This is a genomic window from Bartonella sp. CR84HXZ (genome assembly GCF_042194535.1).
Taxonomy (GTDB): domain Bacteria; phylum Pseudomonadota; class Alphaproteobacteria; order Rhizobiales; family Rhizobiaceae; genus Bartonella; species Bartonella grahamii.
In genome coordinates this window covers 143717-161242 of record NZ_JBHIMY010000003.1, presented here as the reverse complement: position 1 = coordinate 161242, position 17526 = coordinate 143717, and the positions used below count along the sequence as shown (strand labels likewise).

Below are 17526 nucleotides of genomic sequence, written 5' to 3'. Positions count from 1 at the left end.
GATATTGAAACTAAAGTTACGGATGGATCTGTACAATATGATAAAGATGAAACAGGTAAAAAGACCAATACAGTTACATTAGTTGGTGGAGATGACAGTTCTCCAGTGTTAATAGACAATGTAGCGGATGGAAAGATTGAAAAGGATTCGAAAGAAGCTGTTAATGGAGGTCAGTTACATGATTACACAGAACAGCAGATGAAGACGGTTCTTGAAGATGCCAATAAGTATACGGATGAGAAAGTTAGTAGTCTTGTCAATAATGGCGTTAACGAGGCAAAATCCTATACGGATATGAAGTTTGAGACGCTAAATTATGCTATTGAGGATGTTCGCAAGGAAGCAAGACAAGCAGCAGCGATTGGTTTAGCGGTGTCCAACTTACGTTACTATGATATACCAGGATCTTTAAGTGTTTCATTTGGTAGTGGTTTGTGGCGCAGTCAATCCGCATTTGCTATTGGGGCTGGTTATACATCTGAAGATGGAAATATTCGCTCGAATGTATCTATTACGAGTGCTGGAGGTCACTGGGGGATAGGTGCTGGAATTACTCTGAGGTTGAGATGATAATAGAAAAAATGGCTGTTATTGTAAAAAAGAGAAGTATTTTAGTAAAGGTTCTGTTTGCTCTTGCCTTAATAGGCAAGAGCGAAAGCTCTGCTAACGAGAATGATAATATTTATACAGTGCATCCACCACACTTATCGATACCTAAGGGAGAACCTGGTGAAACACGTCGAATTATTATGCAGTTTTATGATTGGACTTTGATTTGTGACGAAAAACAAAAGCTTAAACATAAGCAAGGTATATGTAATGTGACACAGACTGTTCATGATCAAGAAGGAAATACCATTTTTAGTTGGTCTCTTGTGTCTACGACAAGTGGTCAAGCAGTGATGCTTTTTCGAACATTGCCAAATTCTGATATAAATGTTCCGATTCAAATGTTTGTAAAAGGTGTTAAAAAACCTGTTCTTATTCATTATACGCAATGCAATGAAACCGTTTGTTTGGCACAATCGCCTGTAGGGCCGGTTTTGACTAAACAAATAGAGCAGGACAATAAAGTACGTATTTCCTATAAACTTAAAGAAGGAAAGGTATTTTCTTTTACTGTACCATTTAAAGGGTTAAATGCGGCACTTAATTCTTTACGTCCTTAGAATCCATCGAGTATTTTTAACAAGAGTCATTTTTTCATAAATCGTTGTATTATATTTTTGAGTGTAAATTATAAGGTCAAATAAGTAAGAATTTTTATATAATATGATATCAAGGTGATTTATTGGAAAGAGTGAGAGTTTTATGAATATAAAGTCACAATAAGTTCTTTATATGTAATAGAAAATAAAGTTAGTATTTTCCATAAAGCTTAAAGAGTGATTTCGTGAGTTATTAGAAGTAAAAAAGATTAGAAATACTCGATTTAAAATAATTAAAAAGATAGCTTCCTTATAATAGTAAGTAGGCTAAATTCTTTTTTAAAGCTTTAAATGGATTTTTAGAGCGGTCTGATTAAGCATTAATATTTTTCAGATAAATTTATAATCCTAGAGAATTTTTTGAACGATAGTTTAAATTGGTATTCACAAAATAACAGCTATTGTAATTGCATTTTGTAGTACTACGGAACTTTTATTCCAGCATAATCAAAGCCATTTCATTGCATACAACAAACGAGGTTCGTGTGTGGATAACGAGATTGAAAAAAAGAAAAAATTTTTTATAAACCGTACTAATGTATAGGTTGTTGTGTCCTTAAGGGGCAGCAAATAGTATGATAATGTAGGTTTGTTATAATAGAAGTGTACTCCGTGTAAATGATATAAAGAAAAGAGCAAAATTTATAAAAATTGATGCGAACGTAAACGATTAATTTATAGTTTTAAGTTCATAAAGAGAAGCATGATTTCACGGAAACAACCAAAAGATTATACAAAAATCTGAATGATGCTAGTGTAGAAAATTTTAATGATAGGCAAAGAAAGAATGATTTCTTGTATTTATCATTTGATGCTGCATTATTGCTTTATTTAGGAATGAGAAGAAGAGTTTTCGCGTTTATTTATTGGGGGAACGCTCAAGGGATAAGAGAAATGACCCCGTTAAATTATGGTTCAAAAGAGTTAAAGCGAGGAGAAATATACGATACCAAAGCAGATCAGTTGTATGATCAGTGCGGTAGTAATACAAATAATCGTTCTGCATTGTCACGAACAGAAGCATACTCTGTTTTTGTTGATATAAAGAGACAACAGAGAAAAAAACATTATGAACAGAAACAGGCTTTTGTTCAATCTGAGACAGCTTTTGAGTTTCATAGTCAGATAATGATAGGTGCTCAAAAAACAACAAAACTCAAAGCGCCTTTTCTTCGACGGTTCCCTCCAGTAAAATCTCCACCTCTTTATGCGGCACTTGATCTCGGAACGAATAATTGTCGTCTTCTCATTGCATCTCCCAGTAAACCTGGATATTTTCGTGTTGTTGATGCTTTTTCTCGTATTGTAAGATTGGGAGAAGGTTTAATAAATAACGGTTTTCTTAATACACGAGCTATGGATCGTGCGATTGAAGCATTAAAGATTTGTCATCTAAAGCTAAAACAAAGGCATATTAAGCGTTATCGCTTGATTGCAACAGAAGCTTGTCGTTCTGCAGAAAATGGTAGACATTTTATTCAGCGTGTTTTGGAGGAGACAGGTCTTGAATTGGAAATTGTTGATCGGCAAACAGAAGCGCGTTTTGCTGTTACAGGGTGTAGTACACTTGTTGAACCAAATACTGACGCAATTGTGCTTTTTGATATTGGAGGAGGATCATCAGAAATTGTGCTACTTGATGTTTCTCAAAAGCGTTCTTTTCGTTTAGCTAGACAAATTATCGCTTGGACTTCTCTTCCTGTTGGTGTTGTTACGCTTTCTGAACGTTTTGGAGGGAATGATATTAGCTTAGATGATTTTGAAAAAATGAAAAGCTATGTGCGAGGGTTATTAAATAATTTTTCAGATCGTCATAAATTAGGAGAGTTAGCGCAAGGTTCGAAGTTTCATCTTTTGGGAACCTCCGGTACAGTTACGACTTTAGCAGGAATGTATCTTAATTTAGAGCGTTATGATAGGAAAAAAGTGGATGGCATTTGGATGAATGATGCAGACATTACTCTTATGACAAAACGCCTATTGTCATGGGATATAGAAAAACGTGTCGTAAGTCCTTTTATTGGGCGCGAGAGAGCAGATTTAGTTTTAGCTGGTTGTGCAATTTTAGATGTTATTCGGGAAGTTTGGCCAAGTCAGCGTTTAAGAGTTGCTGATCGTGGATTAAGGGAAGGAATTTTGATAGAGCTGATGTTGCGCGATGGGGTATGGTGTCGTCATAGAAAGAGCGGAGATTTAAAGCGTTAGAGAATTAAATATGGAGACAATGAATAACGATGAAAAAAACAACAAAAACACCGAGGGGTGGCTACGGAGGTTCAGGGTCACATGAATTATATCAGCGCGTAAAAAAGAAAGCAGGAACCATTAAAGCTTCATCACGACGATGGTTAGAGAGGCATCTGAATGATCCTTATGTCCATCAATCAAAAGTAGATGGTTATCGTTCGCGTGCGGCTTATAAACTCATTGAAATTAATGAGCGTTATAGGTTTTTGAAAAAAGGTCAAAAGGTTATTGATCTAGGAGCAGCACCTGGGGGATGGTGTCAGGTGGCTGAGCGTATAGTAGGGTCAAGTGATGAAGATCCTAGCGTTGTTGGTATTGATTATTTACATGTTGATCCATTGCCTAGAGTTGCCATGTTGGAAATGGATTTTTTGCATACAGATGCACCGCAGAAATTAATTGAAACTTTAGGGACAAAACCGGATGTGGTTCTTTCTGATATGGCAGCGCCAACAACAGGTCATCGTCAGACGGATCATTTAAGAACGATTTATTTATGTGAAGTTGCGGCTGATTTTGCTCTTTCGGTTCTTAAGCCTGGGGGACATTTTTTAGCAAAGGCTTTTCAAGGAGGAGCAGAAAACACTCTTCTCACGATACTAAAACAGCATTTTAAAAAAGTCTATCATGTTAAACCGCCTGCAAGCCGATCAGAATCAGTAGAGCTTTATCTTCTAGCACTTGAATTTAAGGGAAAAACAAAAATACAAGAATAGCGCCTTCTTTTAAGAAGATTTAACTTTACTTAACCTATTTAGATGTGATGATTTTTTCTCAAAGAGTTATCGGCGATATTGACAGTTTTTCTGTTATCAATGATGAAAAACTGGTAAAACTAATGTATTGCCTATAGAGGTAGAGAGATTGATTCCTCAGAGAGTGCTTCCAATGAAATTTCTTGATCAAGCTAAGGTTTATATTCGTTCTGGTAATGGAGGTTCTGGAGCAGTATCATTTCGTCGTGAAAAATTCATAGAATTTGGGGGACCTGATGGGGGGAATGGAGGACGGGGTGGTGATGTTTGGGCTCTTGTTGTTGATGGGCTTAACACGCTGATTGATTATCGCTACCAACAGCATTTTAAAGCAAAAACAGGGGGGCATGGCAAGGGTCGTAATATGACGGGTGAAAAGGGTGACGATGTCATCCTTAAAGTTCCGGTTGGGACGCAAATTTTTGAAGAAGATAATACAACGTTAATCTGTGATTTAACGGAAGTGGGACAGCGCTATCGTCTTGCAAAAGGAGGGAATGGCGGTTTTGGTAATCTTCATTTTACAACATCGACAAATCGGGCACCGCGTCGTGCAAATCCAGGTTTGGCTGGAGAAGAGCGCGCAGTATGGCTTCGCTTGAAATTAATTGCTGATGCTGGGCTTGTTGGTTTACCTAATGCTGGAAAATCAACTTTTTTAGCTTCTGTAACGGCTGCAAAACCAAAAGTTGCAGATTATCCTTTTACCACTCTACATCCTCATCTTGGTGTTGTACGTATTGATGGTCGTGAATTTGTTTTGGCTGATATTCCAGGATTAATTGAAGGAGCGCATGAAGGTGTGGGAATTGGAGATCGTTTTTTAGGACATGTAGAACGTTGTCGCGTACTGCTTCATCTGATTTCTTCTCAAGAAGAAGATGTAGCAAAAGCATATCAAATTGTGCGTCATGAACTTGAGGCATATGGAAATAATCTAAGTGATAAGACTGAAATTGTCGCTTTAAGCCAGATAGATACTCTGACAATTGAAGAGCGTAAAACGAAACAAGAAGCTTTGCAAAGAGCTGCGGGTCAACCTGTTATGATGTTTTCTGCGGTTAGCCGCGAAGGTTTAGAAAATGTGCTGCGGGCTGGTGCACATATTATTGAAATGTCACGCAAAGAGGAGATCCGTGGGGATAGCAAGGTTGATTGAGATGGCTGTTGGATCGAAAAAACTTACACACTATAAACGTATTGTGGTCAAGATTGGATCTGCCCTTTTGGTTGATCCTCAGACAGGTTTACGGGTTGAATGGCTTAAAAGCTTGATCAGTGATGTTGTTGAATTGCACAAAAAAGGCGTAGAGATATTGTTGGTGTCTTCAGGCGCTATTGCTTTAGGAAGGACATTGCTACAGCTTCCTAAGGGCGTTTTGAAATTGGAAGAAAGTCAGGCATGTGCTGCTTTGGGGCAAATTGAGTTAGCAAAAACCTATGGTGATGCGCTTGCTCAACATGGGCTCAAAACAGGCCAAATTTTGCTCACTTTATTTGATACGGAGGAGCGAAGGCGTTATCTCAATGCACGTGCAACGATTGAGATGCTTTTATATTTGGGAGCTGTGCCTGTTATTAATGAGAATGATACTGTTGCAACAACTGAAATTCGTTATGGTGATAATGATCGTTTAGCTGCACGTGTGGCAACAATGGTGAGGGCAGATCTTTTAATACTTTTATCTGATATTGATGGTCTTTATACAAAGTCTCCCCATAGTGATCCTACGGCTGAATTTATACCTTTTGTTGCATCCATTACGCATGATATCGAAAAAATGGCAGATGTTGCTGCTTCAGAGTTTTCACGGGGAGGAATGAAGACTAAGCTTGATGCCGGAAAAATCGCTAATGCTGCTGGAACGGCGATGATTATCACCTCAGGCAAGCGTATGAATCCCCTTGCTGCAATTGACAAAGGTGAACGTAAGAGTTTTTTTGCGGCAAGTAAGAAATCTGTCAGTGCTTGGAAAACATGGATTTCTGGTCATTTAGATCCATCTGGTGTTTTGACGATTGATCAAGGAGCCATTAGGGCCCTTGAAACAGGAAAATCGTTATTAGCTGCAGGGGTTATTGCCGTTGAGGGAAATTTCCAGCGTGGGGATACGGTTGCAATTGTTGGTACAGATGGAGTTGAGATTGCGCGTGGACTTGTAAGCTATGACAAAGATGAGGCTGTACGCATTATAGGACATAAAAGTGAAGAAATTGAAGCTATTCTTGGGTATGAGGCGCGCTCTGCTATGGTGCATCGTAATGATATGATTGTACGTTGCTTGACCAATTCTGTTTAAAAAAGTTACTTTTGTTTTTATTGTTTTGGCAGAGTGGATGATACGATGACTTTAGAAGAACAAATGAAAGATATGGGACAAAAAGCGCGCTATGCCGCTGCAGCGTTGGCTGTTGCTTCTTCTGAGCAAAAGAACAATGCATTGGAAATGATCGCTTTAAGTCTGGAGGCTCAGTCAGATGAGATTTTACGGGCGAATTGTCAAGATTTAGAGAATGCTGCTCAGAATAATTTGAAAGCTGCAATGATTGATCGGCTAAAATTAGATGACTTGCGTTTACGTGCAATGATAGACAGTGTTCGCCAAGTTGCTCGTTTATCTGATCCTGTTGGACAGGTCATGAGCGCGTGGAAACGTCCAAATGGGCTTCATATAAGTCGTGTACGAACACCTCTTGGTGTGATTGGTATTATTTATGAAAGTCGTCCAAATGTTACAGTTGATGCGAGTTCTTTGTGCTTAAAAGCAGGCAATGCTGCGATTTTGCGTGGTGGTTCGGATAGCTTTCATTCTTCTCATGCTCTTCATGTAGCTTTGGTACAAGGTTTAGAGCGCTCTGGTTTACCCAAAGATGCTATTCAAATGGTTGGAACGACAGATCGCGCTGCCGTTGGGGAAATGCTCAAAGGATTGGATGGAGCGATTGATGTGATAGTACCACGTGGTGGAAAGAGCCTTGTTGCCCGCATTCAGTCTGATGCACGTGTTCCAATTTTTGCTCATTTGGAGGGACTTTGTCATATTTATATTGATAAATCGGCAGATTTAGATATGGCACGCAATATTGTTTTAAATGCAAAGTTGCGGCGGACAGGGATATGCGGTGCTGTTGAGACAGTTCTCATTGACAGTCAGGCATTAAAAAAGTTTCTTCCTGTTTTAACTGCTTTACAGGAGAAGGGGTGTGAAATTCGTGCTACAGAAGATATTGTTTTTCTTATGCCAGATGTCAAATTAGCTTCTGAAGAAGATTGGTCGCATGAATATCTTGATGCTATTCTTTCTGTTAAAACGGTTGAGGGTGTTGAGGGAGCCATTTCTCATATCAAGCGTTATTCATCAGGACATACGGAATCGATTATTGCTGAGGATTTGGAAGTGGTGAAGAATTTTTTTAATCATTTAGATTCAGCTATTTTGCTGCACAATGCGTCCACACAATTTGCTGATGGAGGTGAATTTGGTTTTGGAATGGAAATTGGTATTGCAACAGGAAAAATGCATGCACGTGGCCCGATAGGTGTTGAACAGCTAACTTCATTTCAATATCATGTTAAAGGAAATGGTCAGGTTAGAGCTTGAGAACACCATTTTTTCCATGGAAAAATTGTATGCCACATGTTGAAAGATCCAATGTTGTGGGTCTTTTTGGTGGTTCCTTTAATCCACCGCATGCAGGGCATCTTCTTGTTGCAAAAATTGCCATTCGGCGTTTGCATCTTGATCAGTTATGGTGGATGATCACTCCAGGAAATCCTTTAAAGGATCGTACACAGTTGCTCTCTTTAGAGGAGAGAATGCAATTAAGTTTTAAACTTATTGACCATCCGAAAATTCGCCTAACAGGTTTTGAACAGGCTATAGGGAGCAAAGTATCAATAGATACAATTTTTCATATTCTTACCCATTACAGTGGCGTAAATTTTGTATGGATTATGGGGGCAGATAGTTTTACGACGATACATCATTGGTATCGATGGCATGATATCGTTTCTATGCTTCCTATTGCGATTATTGATCGTCCTTTAGGCAATCGGTCGGCACTTTCTTCTCCTATGGCACATATTTATCGTCGTTTTCGTTTGGATGAGAGAGAAAGTAAGCGATTACCTTTTATCAAGCCACCAGTTTGGACTTATTTGCATGGACCTTTATCTTTTCAATCTTCAACAAACCTGCGTTTGAAAAAGAATGATTTTTCTTGAACATTTCCTAAGATTCTGCTTCTCTTTAGAGAAATCTCTTTTTAGATTCCACAATGATAAGAAAGGATATTGATCTGAAAAATATTGCACACAAACACTCTTACGATAGTATGCCTTCAAAAGAAAAAAAAGTTTTTTCTGTTAGAGAGAGTCTTGAAGTTATTCTCAAGAGCTTAGAAGATACAAAAGCAGAAGATATTGTTGCTATTGATATTCGGGGGAAGTCATCTTTGGCTGATTATATGGTCATAGCTTCAGCAAATTCGCAGCGTCATGTATCTTCTGTTGCTGATCATTTATTACATACTTGGAAAAATAATGGGCAGGGGCTTGCGCGTGTAGAAGGGCTTGCTGGAGGTGATTGGGTATTGATTGATACAGGTGATATTATCATTCATCTTTTTCGTCCAGAAATTCGCCTTTTTTATAATTTAGAAAAAATATGGATGACTCCGGATTTAAACGATACAGCTTTGCTTCTCTTCGGAGATCATTAAAATGCAAATTTCTATTTTTGCGGTTGGTCGTATGAAAAGTGGGGCGGAGCAAAAATTAGTTCAGCATTATTTGGATCGTTTTTCTAAAATTTCTGGAGTTGTAGGCTTTCATTTAAAAAAGTTACAAGAGATACCAGAAAGTCGTGCTCAAACAGCGTGTCAACGTATGGAGGAAGAGGGGAGAAGACTTATTGAATTTTTACCTGAAAAATGTCGATTAATTGTGTTAGATGAGCGTGGAGAATCGATTTCTTCAATTTCTTTTTCTGAAAAATTGAGGTGTTATCGTGATGAAGGCATTCGAGATGTCGTCATTGCTTTGGGAGGACCTGATGGACATAATGAACAAATAAGGAAGCATGCTGATTTTCTTTTATCTTTTGGTTTGATGACGTGGCCACATCAAATCGCACGTATTCTTCTTACAGAACAACTTTACCGCGCTGTGACAATCGAAAATAATCATCCGTATCATCGTTTTTAATATTTTTGTGCAATTTTTAGCACTTATTTATATATTTATTAATATTGTTTTAGCTGACACCATTTAAAGCATCTCTAATGTATACGATGAGGTGTCATGATTGGGCAAATGAAAAAGCTTCTTCATAGAAAGATGCTATATTTATATGGGGAGTGCGTGATATTTGTCATTTTGCTCTTGAGTATGTTTTTTTGCTTTTCTGTATCGCATGCGGAAGATACAATGAGGAGTACGGAAGCACATAAAGAATTAGGAGAAATTCGCCAAAACATTTCACTTTCGCGTGAGCGTGTTGCTTTTCTTACGCATCAGGTTGAGCATTTAAAAAAAGATCAACGTGTTTTGAGTGATGCACTCATAAAGGCGGCTAAAGAAGAACGTACAGTAGCAGATGATATTGCTAAAAGGGAAGAAAAGCTTAAAAAAATGATAGAAGAGCGGGTACAAGTCTATCAAAGTTTAAAAAATCGTCGCACTGAATTTGCGGAAGTTCTTGCAATTTTGGAACGTATGGGATTGAATCCGCCTCCTGCTCTTATGATACAGCCAGAGGACGCGTTGGCTTCTATACGTAGTTCTGTTTTATTAGGTACTGTTATTCCTCAGATGCAAGAGAAAACACGAGATTTAACACAGAAACTCAAGGAGTTGACCAATTTGAGTAATTCCATTACTACGGAATATACGGCATTAAAGACAAAACTGCAAAATCAAGCAGAGCAGCGAAAACGTCTAGAGCTTTTATTAGACAAAAAAAACAAACTACAAAAAAAATCAGAAAAAGAACTTACAGAACAGCAACAAAAAAATATTGCTCTTGCTAAAAAAGCGCAGTCTTTGGAAGAATTGATTTTAGAGCTCGACCGTCAGTCAAAACTTAGCTCTGATGCATCAGTACAGGTACGGAAAAGTTTGCAATTGTTAGAACAGTCCAATTTTGAAAGCCGAAAAGGTTCTTTACTTTTTCCTGTTTCAGGAAAAAGAATACATCGCTCTAACAAAAATTCGCAGATTACGCGCTTTGGTGAAACGATAGAAACAGAGTCAGGAGCTGTTGTTATATCACCTGTAGATGCTTTTGTTGCTTTTGCTGGGCCATTTCGTTCTTACGGACAGTTAATTATTCTTAATGTTGGAAATGGTTATCATATTATTCTTACTGGAATGTCGAGAATTAATGTAAAACAGGGGCAGTTTGTCCTTTCTGGTGAGCCTCTGGGTATAATGGAGATGCAATTTATTTCAAACAGTGTTGCATTGGATATAGGAAAAACTTCTCCAATGCTTTACATTGAGTTTAGAAAGCAGGGAAAACCTGTAAATCCAACTCCTTGGTGGCAGACTGAAAAAATAAGAAGGAGCCAAAATGATTCGTAAAGTTATTCTTTTGGTCGCTGGGGTATTGCTCGGCGCCTGTTCAATGATTATGGTGCAGTCTGTTGCTGCGAATAATGAAGATAATGCATATAAAAAGCTAGCTATATTTGGCGATGTTTTTGAGCGCGTGCGTATGCAGTACGTTACAGTTCCAGATGATAAAAAGCTCATTGAAAATGCTATCAATGGCATGCTCACATCACTGGACCCTCATTCATCTTATTTGAATGCTGAAGAAGCCAAGGATATGCGGGATTCTACGAAAGGAGAGTTCGGAGGTCTTGGTATTGAGGTCACTATGGAAAAAAACTTGATTAAAGTTGTTTCACCAATGGATGATACTCCCGCTTCAAAAGCAGGTATTTTAGCAGGAGACCTTATTTCAAAAATTGATGATGTACAAACGAATGGTCAAACATTGAATGAAGCTGTTAATAAGATGCGAGGTGCTCCTGGAACACCAATTACCTTAACAATTATTCGTTCTGGCGTTGATAAGCCATTTGAAGTGAAGATTGTTCGTGATATTATCAAGGTAAAAGCAGTGAAGTATCGGGTTGAGGGCGATATTGGATATTTAAGAGTTATCCAGTTTTCTGAGCAGACATTAGGTAATCTTCTGGCGGCAATTAAAGATATCCAATCTAAAATTCCTGAAGATAAGCTAAAAGGTTACGTTCTTGATTTGCGACTTAATCCTGGTGGGCTTTTAGATCAAGCTGTTAATGTTTCGAGTGCTTTTCTCAATAAAGGTGAAATTGTGTCGACGCGTGGGCGCAAAAAGAGTGATGTGATAAGATTTGATGCGAAGCCAGGTGATGTTATCCATGGAAAACCGCTCATTGTCCTTATTAATGGTGGTTCGGCAAGTGCTTCTGAAATTGTTGCGGGTGCATTACAAGATCATCGTCGTGCAACAATTTTAGGGACGCAGTCTTTTGGTAAAGGATCTGTTCAAACAATTATTCCTTTGGGTGAAAATGGAGCTTTACGCTTAACAACAGCACTTTATTACACGCCATCTGGCACTTCTATTCAAGGAACAGGGATCACGCCTGATATTATTGTAGAGCAACCACTCCCTGAAAAATATAAGGGTTATGATGTAAAAGTTGGTGAGTCTGCGTTAAAAGGACATATCAAAGGAAAACGAGAGAGTAATAAAGGATCTGGTTCAGCTGCTTTTGTTCCGAAAGACCCTAAAGATGATATTCAATTGAATGAGGCCTATAAGCTGTTACGAGGTGAAATGGCAAATGCAGCATTTCCACCAGATCCCAATAAGGATGTGTTAAAGTGAGAAATGATATCTATAGCTTGCGATTTTGAGGAATATTAAATGGATGCAGGTATTAATTTGAAGATTCTTCCATATCGCAAATGTGTTGGGATTGTTGTCTTTAATCATGAGGGTAAAGTTTGGGTTGGGCGTCGTTTAATGACGCCTATTCATGCAGAGACTGAGATATCTCATCGTTGGCAGCTTCCTCAAGGAGGGATTGATGAAGATGAAAAACCATTAGATGCAGCATATCGTGAACTTTATGAAGAAACTGGTATTCGATCTGTAAAGTTGATTAAAGAAGCACAAAATTGGTTCCACTATGATTTTCCACAAGAACTTATTGGGTGTACATTAAGCAATAAATATCGTGGACAAATACAAAAGTGGTTTGCTTTCCAGTTTACGGGAAAGCTTTCTGAAATTGCGATTAATCCGCCACCAGATGGCAATAAAGCGGAATTCGATCAATGGAAATGGATTGATCTAGAAACCCTTCCGTTGATCGCTGTTTCTTTTAAAAAGCATGTCTATATGAAAGTTGTCAGCGAATTTCGAGGTAGCCTTAGACCATTATAAAAGCTATATGATTATGAGAAAGCTTTTTTATTAAGACGCTTTATATCATTTATAAATAATAAACATGTTTCTCTTTTATGTAAAGAACAGGAATATAAAATGAAAAAATTATTTAATTTACTTATAGTTTTTACTCTCTTGAGTATTTCATCTGTTGCATTTGCAACAAATTCAAAAACTCCTGCATCAAAAGATGCGGCAGCGACATTGCCAAATGGAGCTTCTTCTTTGACTGAAACCTACGGTTTGTGGACTATTAATTGTGGTATACAAGAAGGGAAAAGAATTTGTTTTATGCACCGTCAAGAAGTGAATGATCAGGGGCGTGTTGTTGTGGCTATGAGCCTTATTCTCAATGCTGAGGGTGTTGTATCTGGTAATTTAACAGTTCCTTTTGGCATTTTGGTTTCTAAGCCTGTTCGTTTACAAGTTGATGAGGGAAAAGCTGTTATCGAAACTGGTATTCGGACTTGTGTACCAGCAGGTTGCATGGTTCCTGTCGTTTTTGACAAAAATCACGTAGCAGCTTTACGTTCTGGAAAACAGTTAAAGTTGGCGATGACAATTGCTGCTGCAGGTGAACCAGCTTTGAATGATTTATTTGTTCAGCTCAATGGTTTTAGCAGTGCTCTTAACCGTTTGACAGCTTTGCAGAAATAATTTTAAAAATAAAATAAAAGCGGCCTTTAAAAGGCCGTTTTTAGTTTGTTTGTTTTCTATATATTAATAATTAAAACGATGAGATTTAAGATTAATCCTATAAGGGATATTCAGATTTTTTGCTGTTTCTTCTATTTTCATATGCTATTTTTAATTTTGATATTTGTTTTCTAGCTGCATCGTTATTAAATAGAGAGATGAAGAATCTAGATGTCTGGTTTTTATTCAAGAAAAAAGAGTATTGAAGTATAAAACCATTTTTTGATACAAAAACCTGCTTTAATGAAGGTTTTCTATACGCTCTTCTGTTTCCTCGATTGAAAGGGATGACGCATGATTTATGCATTGCTTCGGACGATTGATTTGATTTTTAATATTTATATTGATATTTTAATCGCTAGTGTCATTTTTTCTTGGCTTTATGTCTTTAATATCATAAATTCGCGCAATCGCTTTGTTGTTTTGATAGGAAGCTTTCTAAATCGTCTTACAAATCCGGTTCTAAGCCGTGTCCGGCAAATTTTACCAAATTTTGGAACAATTGATATTTCACCTATTGTAGTGTTCATTATTATTTATTTTATTCGTACTTTCATGTGGCGCGTTTACGCAAACATGTATTTATAGAAATATTACTTGAGGCGAATACATGTTTTATCAAGTTGATAAAAATAACTTGATTTTGTTTGTATATCTCATTCCCAAATCATCCGTTGACAAAATAATAGGGGTTGAATGTAGGGATGGTGAAAAACAATATCTGGTTATACGCCTTCGTGCTGTTCCTGAAGATGGAAAAGCGAATAAAGCTCTCATTAAATTTCTTGCGAAGCAGTGGAAAATACCATCTTCTTCTATTTCTCTGAAAAACGGCGCAATATCTCGCTACAAACAACTTTACTTTTCAACACATTTAGAAGAGCTAAAGCAGATATGGCAATCCTTTAGAGATTGCATCTCGTAGAAAAAATAAATAATAAAGCCTATTAAAAAAACAGGCTTTATTTTATTAAAATCGTTATATTTTTTTATTGCGCTCAACAGCTTTCTTAATTAATTCATGAGCAAAGTTTTTATCACGCCATCCTTCAATTTTAGCCCATTTTCCAGGTTCCAGATCTTTGTAATGCTTGAAGAAATGTTCAATTTGTTTGAGTGTAATCTCGGGAAGATCTGTATAGTCATGAATATTAATATAGCGTTTTGTTAATTTTGGAGTGGGAATGGCAATAATTTTTTCATCTTTACCACCATCATCTTCCATCATCAGAGCTCCGATGGGGCAAACATTGATAACACAACCAGGCATAAGTGGACGGGTATTACAGATAAGGACATCAATAGGATCACCATCATCTGAAAGTGTATGAGGGACAAAACCGTAATTTCCAGGATAAACCATTGATGTATGAAGAAAACGGTCAACAAATAATGCGCCCGACTTTTTATCCATCTCATATTTTATTGGTTGACCACCAAGGGAGACTTCCACAATAACGTTAATATCTTCTGGTGGATTTTTGCCTACAGGTATTTCCTTAATATTCATAGAGACATCCTTTCTGGGATATAGTGAGGCTCAATACAATTAAATATTTTATAAATATTTTACCAAAGAGATTATCAAATTAGCTTAAAATTGATGCACGTGTTTTTTCAAAACGTTTACGTTCATTAGGATCAAGATAGAGTTTGCGGAGACGAATATTTTTAGGGGTTACCTCCACAAGTTCATCATCTTGTATCCACGATAAGGCACGTTCTAATGTCATTCTAATGGGAGGCGTTAGCTTTACGGCTTCATCTTTTCCGGAAGCGCGCATATTGGTGAGTTTTTTTCCTTTTAACACATTAACTTCTAGGTCATTATCTCGTGAGTGGATGCCAATAATCATACCTTGATAGACTTTCACACCCGCATCGATGATCATAGGTCCACGATCTTCAAGATTAAAAAGAGCATAAGCGACAGATTCACCATTGTCATTTGAAATCATAACACCATTAACGCGACCAGCAATGTCTCCTTTATAAGGTTCATAAGCATGGAAAAGGCGATTCATAATTGCTGTACCACGTGTATCCGTTAAAAGTTCAGATTGATAACCAATGAGTCCTCTGGTTGGCGCATAAAAAACAAGTCGGACACGATTACCCCCAGAAGGGCGTAATTCCACCATTTCGCCCTTACGTTCAGACATTTTTTGTACAACAGTACCGGAATATTCTTCATCAACATCGATAACAACTTCTTCGATTGGTTCAAGAGTTATTCCATTTTCATCTTTTTGCATAACAACACGTGGGCGTGAAACACTAAGCTCAAATCCTTCACGGCGCATATTTTCAATGAGAACTGCAAGCTGTAATTCTCCTCGTCCTGAAACGTAGAAAGAATCTTTATCGGCTGATTCTTCAATTTTAAGAGCGACGTTGCCTTCTGCTTCTTTTAACAATCGGTCACGAATGACACGACTTGTTACTTTATCGCCTTCAGTTCCAGAAAGGGGACTATCGTTGACGAGAAAACTCATAGTAACAGTAGGAGGATCAATTGGTTGGGCAGTAAGGGGTTCATTAACAGTAGGATCACAGAAAGTATCAGCAACGGTACCTTTTTGTAGACCTGCAATCGCAACAATATCACCAGCACTTCCTTCTTCAATAGGTTGCCGTTCTAAGCCACGAAATGCTAAAATCTTTGAAATACGCCCAGTTTCTAAAAGTTTTCCATCTTGTCCAAGAACCTTGACATTTTGGTTGGGTCTTAGAGAGCCAGAATGAATCCGCCCTGTAATAATTCGTCCCAAAAACGGATCTGCTTCAAGAATAGTTCCAATCATGCGAAACGGTCCTTCTGCTACACTAGGAGAAGGGACATGCTGCGTCACAAGATCAAATAAAGGACTTAATCCCTGATCTTTTGGTCCCTCGGGGGCTTCAGCCATCCATCCATCGCGTCCAGATCCATAAAGAATAGGAAAATCAAGCTGTTCGTCTGTTGCATCAAGAGCAGCGAAAAGGTCAAAAACCTCATTAATGACTTCATCAACGCGTGCATCAGGTCGGTCAATTTTATTAATAGCAACAATAGGGCGCAATCCCACTTTCAATGCTTTGCCAACGACAAATTTTGTTTGTGGCATTGGTCCTTCAGCAGCATCAACAAGTACAATGGCTCCATCAACCATATTTAGAATGCGTTCAACTTCTCCACCAAAGTCGGCGTGCCCTGGTGTATCAACAATATTAATTCGAGTATCTTTCCAAACAACAGATGTCACTTTCGCTAGGATTGTAATTCCGCGTTCTTTTTCAATATCGTTTGAATCCATCATACGTTCACTTGTACGCTGATTATCACGGAAGTTTCCTGATTGCTTGAGTAGTCCGTCTACAAGCGTTGTTTTCCCATGGTCAACGTGGGCAATGATGGCAATGTTACGCAATTGCATAAATTTTCTTCTTTTCGTTTAATGAAATTTCATTTGAGGCAGAGTCTTTACATTCTTTGCCTGACTATTACAAAACCTTTTACATGTTTTTTTATAATTTTGGAAGATGGAGGTAATATTTTTATGGTAAAACTATTCATCCAAGTCTTTAAGGCTCTATTAAGCTTCAATTACTGGAGCTTCGTAAAAAGTTTTTTATAGTACGGATGTTTTATTCTCGAGCTAAGAATTGTCCATAAAAATCACTGTCAATTTGATTTTTATCAATATGATGTAAGGAAATTATATGAACGCTTGTAAGAATAAGTAAGTATAAAGCTAGCTGTATTATTGTTGTCGTTTTGCAAAGAGATTGATAAAAATCCGGAAGATCTCTCAATCCATAGCCAATTTATTGACGATTGTACGACATTTTTATTCTAATAAAGCTTTTTCTTATTCTATAACTTGTCAATCAAAATCCAGATCTAATGCAACCGTGTATTTGAGGTAAATATTGAGACGATTAAGCATTTTATAAGAAGTTCTAGCTTTTGTATGCCAGATTGGGTCAATAGTTATATCTGTTTTATTTATTTATGAAACCGGAATACAGTCTTATTTAGAAGGAATATGAAGGCATCAAAAGAAAATTCTTATCTTTGCCGTTAAGACAAATTTATGCTTTCAAAAGCATCTAAGCAATATCTTTAAAACCATGAAGATAGTGCATTGCCTCACACTTTTGTTAATCGCATTCTCTAATAGGAGTATGCGT

Annotated in this window: 18 protein-coding genes; 16 read left to right on the top strand and 2 right to left on the bottom strand. The window is 37.6% G+C overall.

Features of this window, described 5'->3' with window-relative positions:
* From ACFIKD_RS02740 to ACFIKD_RS02665, 16 genes are all read left to right on the top strand, one after another.
* On the top strand, nt 1–570 hold a 570-nt coding region (locus ACFIKD_RS02740; RefSeq protein WP_375647160.1), incomplete at its 5' end, for a YadA-like family protein.
* Nucleotides 567–1169 (top strand): invasion associated locus B family protein, encoded by a 603-nt coding sequence (locus ACFIKD_RS02735; RefSeq protein WP_375644660.1) that lies wholly within the window; start codon nt 567–569, stop codon nt 1167–1169. The genes ACFIKD_RS02740 and ACFIKD_RS02735, both read left to right, overlap by 4 nt.
* 933 nt (nt 1170–2102) lie before the next feature.
* Complete coding sequence (locus ACFIKD_RS02730; protein ID WP_375647159.1) at nt 2103–3413, top strand: Ppx/GppA phosphatase family protein; 1311 nt, start codon at nt 2103–2105, stop codon at nt 3411–3413.
* Nucleotides 3414–3442: 29 nt separating this feature from the next.
* The gene (locus ACFIKD_RS02725; RefSeq protein ID WP_273790641.1) at nt 3443–4171 is read left to right on the top strand and encodes an RlmE family RNA methyltransferase; all 729 of its coding nucleotides are present in this window, start codon (nt 3443–3445) and stop codon (nt 4169–4171) included.
* Nucleotides 4172–4343: 172 nt separating this feature from the next.
* Nucleotides 4344–5369, top strand: a complete 1026-nt coding sequence (gene obgE, locus ACFIKD_RS02720; protein WP_375647158.1) for a GTPase ObgE — start codon at nt 4344–4346, stop codon at nt 5367–5369.
* Nucleotide 5370: 1 nt separating this feature from the next.
* Nucleotides 5371–6510, top strand: a complete 1140-nt coding sequence (gene proB, locus ACFIKD_RS02715) for a glutamate 5-kinase (protein ID WP_375647157.1) — start codon at nt 5371–5373, stop codon at nt 6508–6510.
* Nucleotides 6511–6555: 45 nt separating this feature from the next.
* On the top strand, nt 6556–7812 hold the full coding sequence (locus ACFIKD_RS02710; protein WP_375647155.1) for a glutamate-5-semialdehyde dehydrogenase: 1257 nt from the start codon (nt 6556–6558) through the stop codon (nt 7810–7812).
* A gap of 29 nt (nt 7813–7841) precedes the next feature.
* Nucleotides 7842–8435, top strand: a complete 594-nt coding sequence (locus tag ACFIKD_RS02705) for a nicotinate-nucleotide adenylyltransferase (RefSeq protein ID WP_012754576.1) — start codon at nt 7842–7844, stop codon at nt 8433–8435.
* Between the two features lie 53 nt (nt 8436–8488).
* A complete protein-coding gene (rsfS, locus tag ACFIKD_RS02700) occupies nt 8489–8932 on the top strand; it encodes a ribosome silencing factor (RefSeq protein ID WP_375644657.1) in 444 nt (147 codons plus the stop codon).
* Between the two features lies 1 nt (nt 8933).
* A complete protein-coding gene (gene rlmH / locus ACFIKD_RS02695; RefSeq protein WP_375636030.1) occupies nt 8934–9416 on the top strand; it encodes a 23S rRNA (pseudouridine(1915)-N(3))-methyltransferase RlmH in 483 nt (160 codons plus the stop codon).
* 96 nt (nt 9417–9512) lie between these two features.
* On the top strand, nt 9513–10793 hold the full coding sequence (locus tag ACFIKD_RS02690; RefSeq protein WP_375647154.1) for a murein hydrolase activator EnvC family protein: 1281 nt from the start codon (nt 9513–9515) through the stop codon (nt 10791–10793).
* Nucleotides 10783–12093, top strand: coding sequence for a S41 family peptidase (locus tag ACFIKD_RS02685; protein WP_375644656.1), 1311 nt, complete (start codon nt 10783–10785; stop codon nt 12091–12093). Before ACFIKD_RS02690 ends, ACFIKD_RS02685 begins: the two co-directional genes overlap by 11 nt.
* 39 nt (nt 12094–12132) lie before the next feature.
* Complete coding sequence (locus ACFIKD_RS02680; RefSeq protein WP_375636027.1) at nt 12133–12654, top strand: RNA pyrophosphohydrolase; 522 nt, start codon at nt 12133–12135, stop codon at nt 12652–12654.
* Nucleotides 12655–12753: 99 nt separating this feature from the next.
* Entirely contained in the window at nt 12754–13314 is a 561-nt protein-coding gene (locus ACFIKD_RS02675) for an invasion associated locus B family protein (RefSeq protein ID WP_375644655.1), read from the top strand.
* Between the two features lie 333 nt (nt 13315–13647).
* Entirely contained in the window at nt 13648–13941 is a 294-nt protein-coding gene (locus ACFIKD_RS02670; protein ID WP_375647153.1) for a YggT family protein, read from the top strand.
* A gap of 22 nt (nt 13942–13963) precedes the next feature.
* The gene (locus ACFIKD_RS02665; protein ID WP_012754584.1) at nt 13964–14278 is read left to right on the top strand and encodes a DUF167 domain-containing protein; all 315 of its coding nucleotides are present in this window, start codon (nt 13964–13966) and stop codon (nt 14276–14278) included.
* A gap of 54 nt (nt 14279–14332) precedes the next feature.
* Here ACFIKD_RS02665 and ppa read toward each other — a convergent pair whose 3' ends face one another.
* Together ppa and typA are read right to left on the bottom strand one after the other, a co-directional pair.
* Nucleotides 14333–14863 (bottom strand): inorganic diphosphatase, encoded by a 531-nt coding sequence (gene ppa, locus ACFIKD_RS02660; RefSeq protein WP_375644653.1) that lies wholly within the window; start codon nt 14861–14863, stop codon nt 14333–14335.
* A 79-nt stretch (nt 14864–14942) separates the two neighbouring features.
* On the bottom strand, nt 14943–16769 hold the full coding sequence (typA, locus tag ACFIKD_RS02655) for a translational GTPase TypA (RefSeq protein ID WP_375647151.1): 1827 nt from the start codon (nt 16767–16769) through the stop codon (nt 14943–14945).
* Nucleotides 16770–17526: the final 757 nt, after the last annotated feature.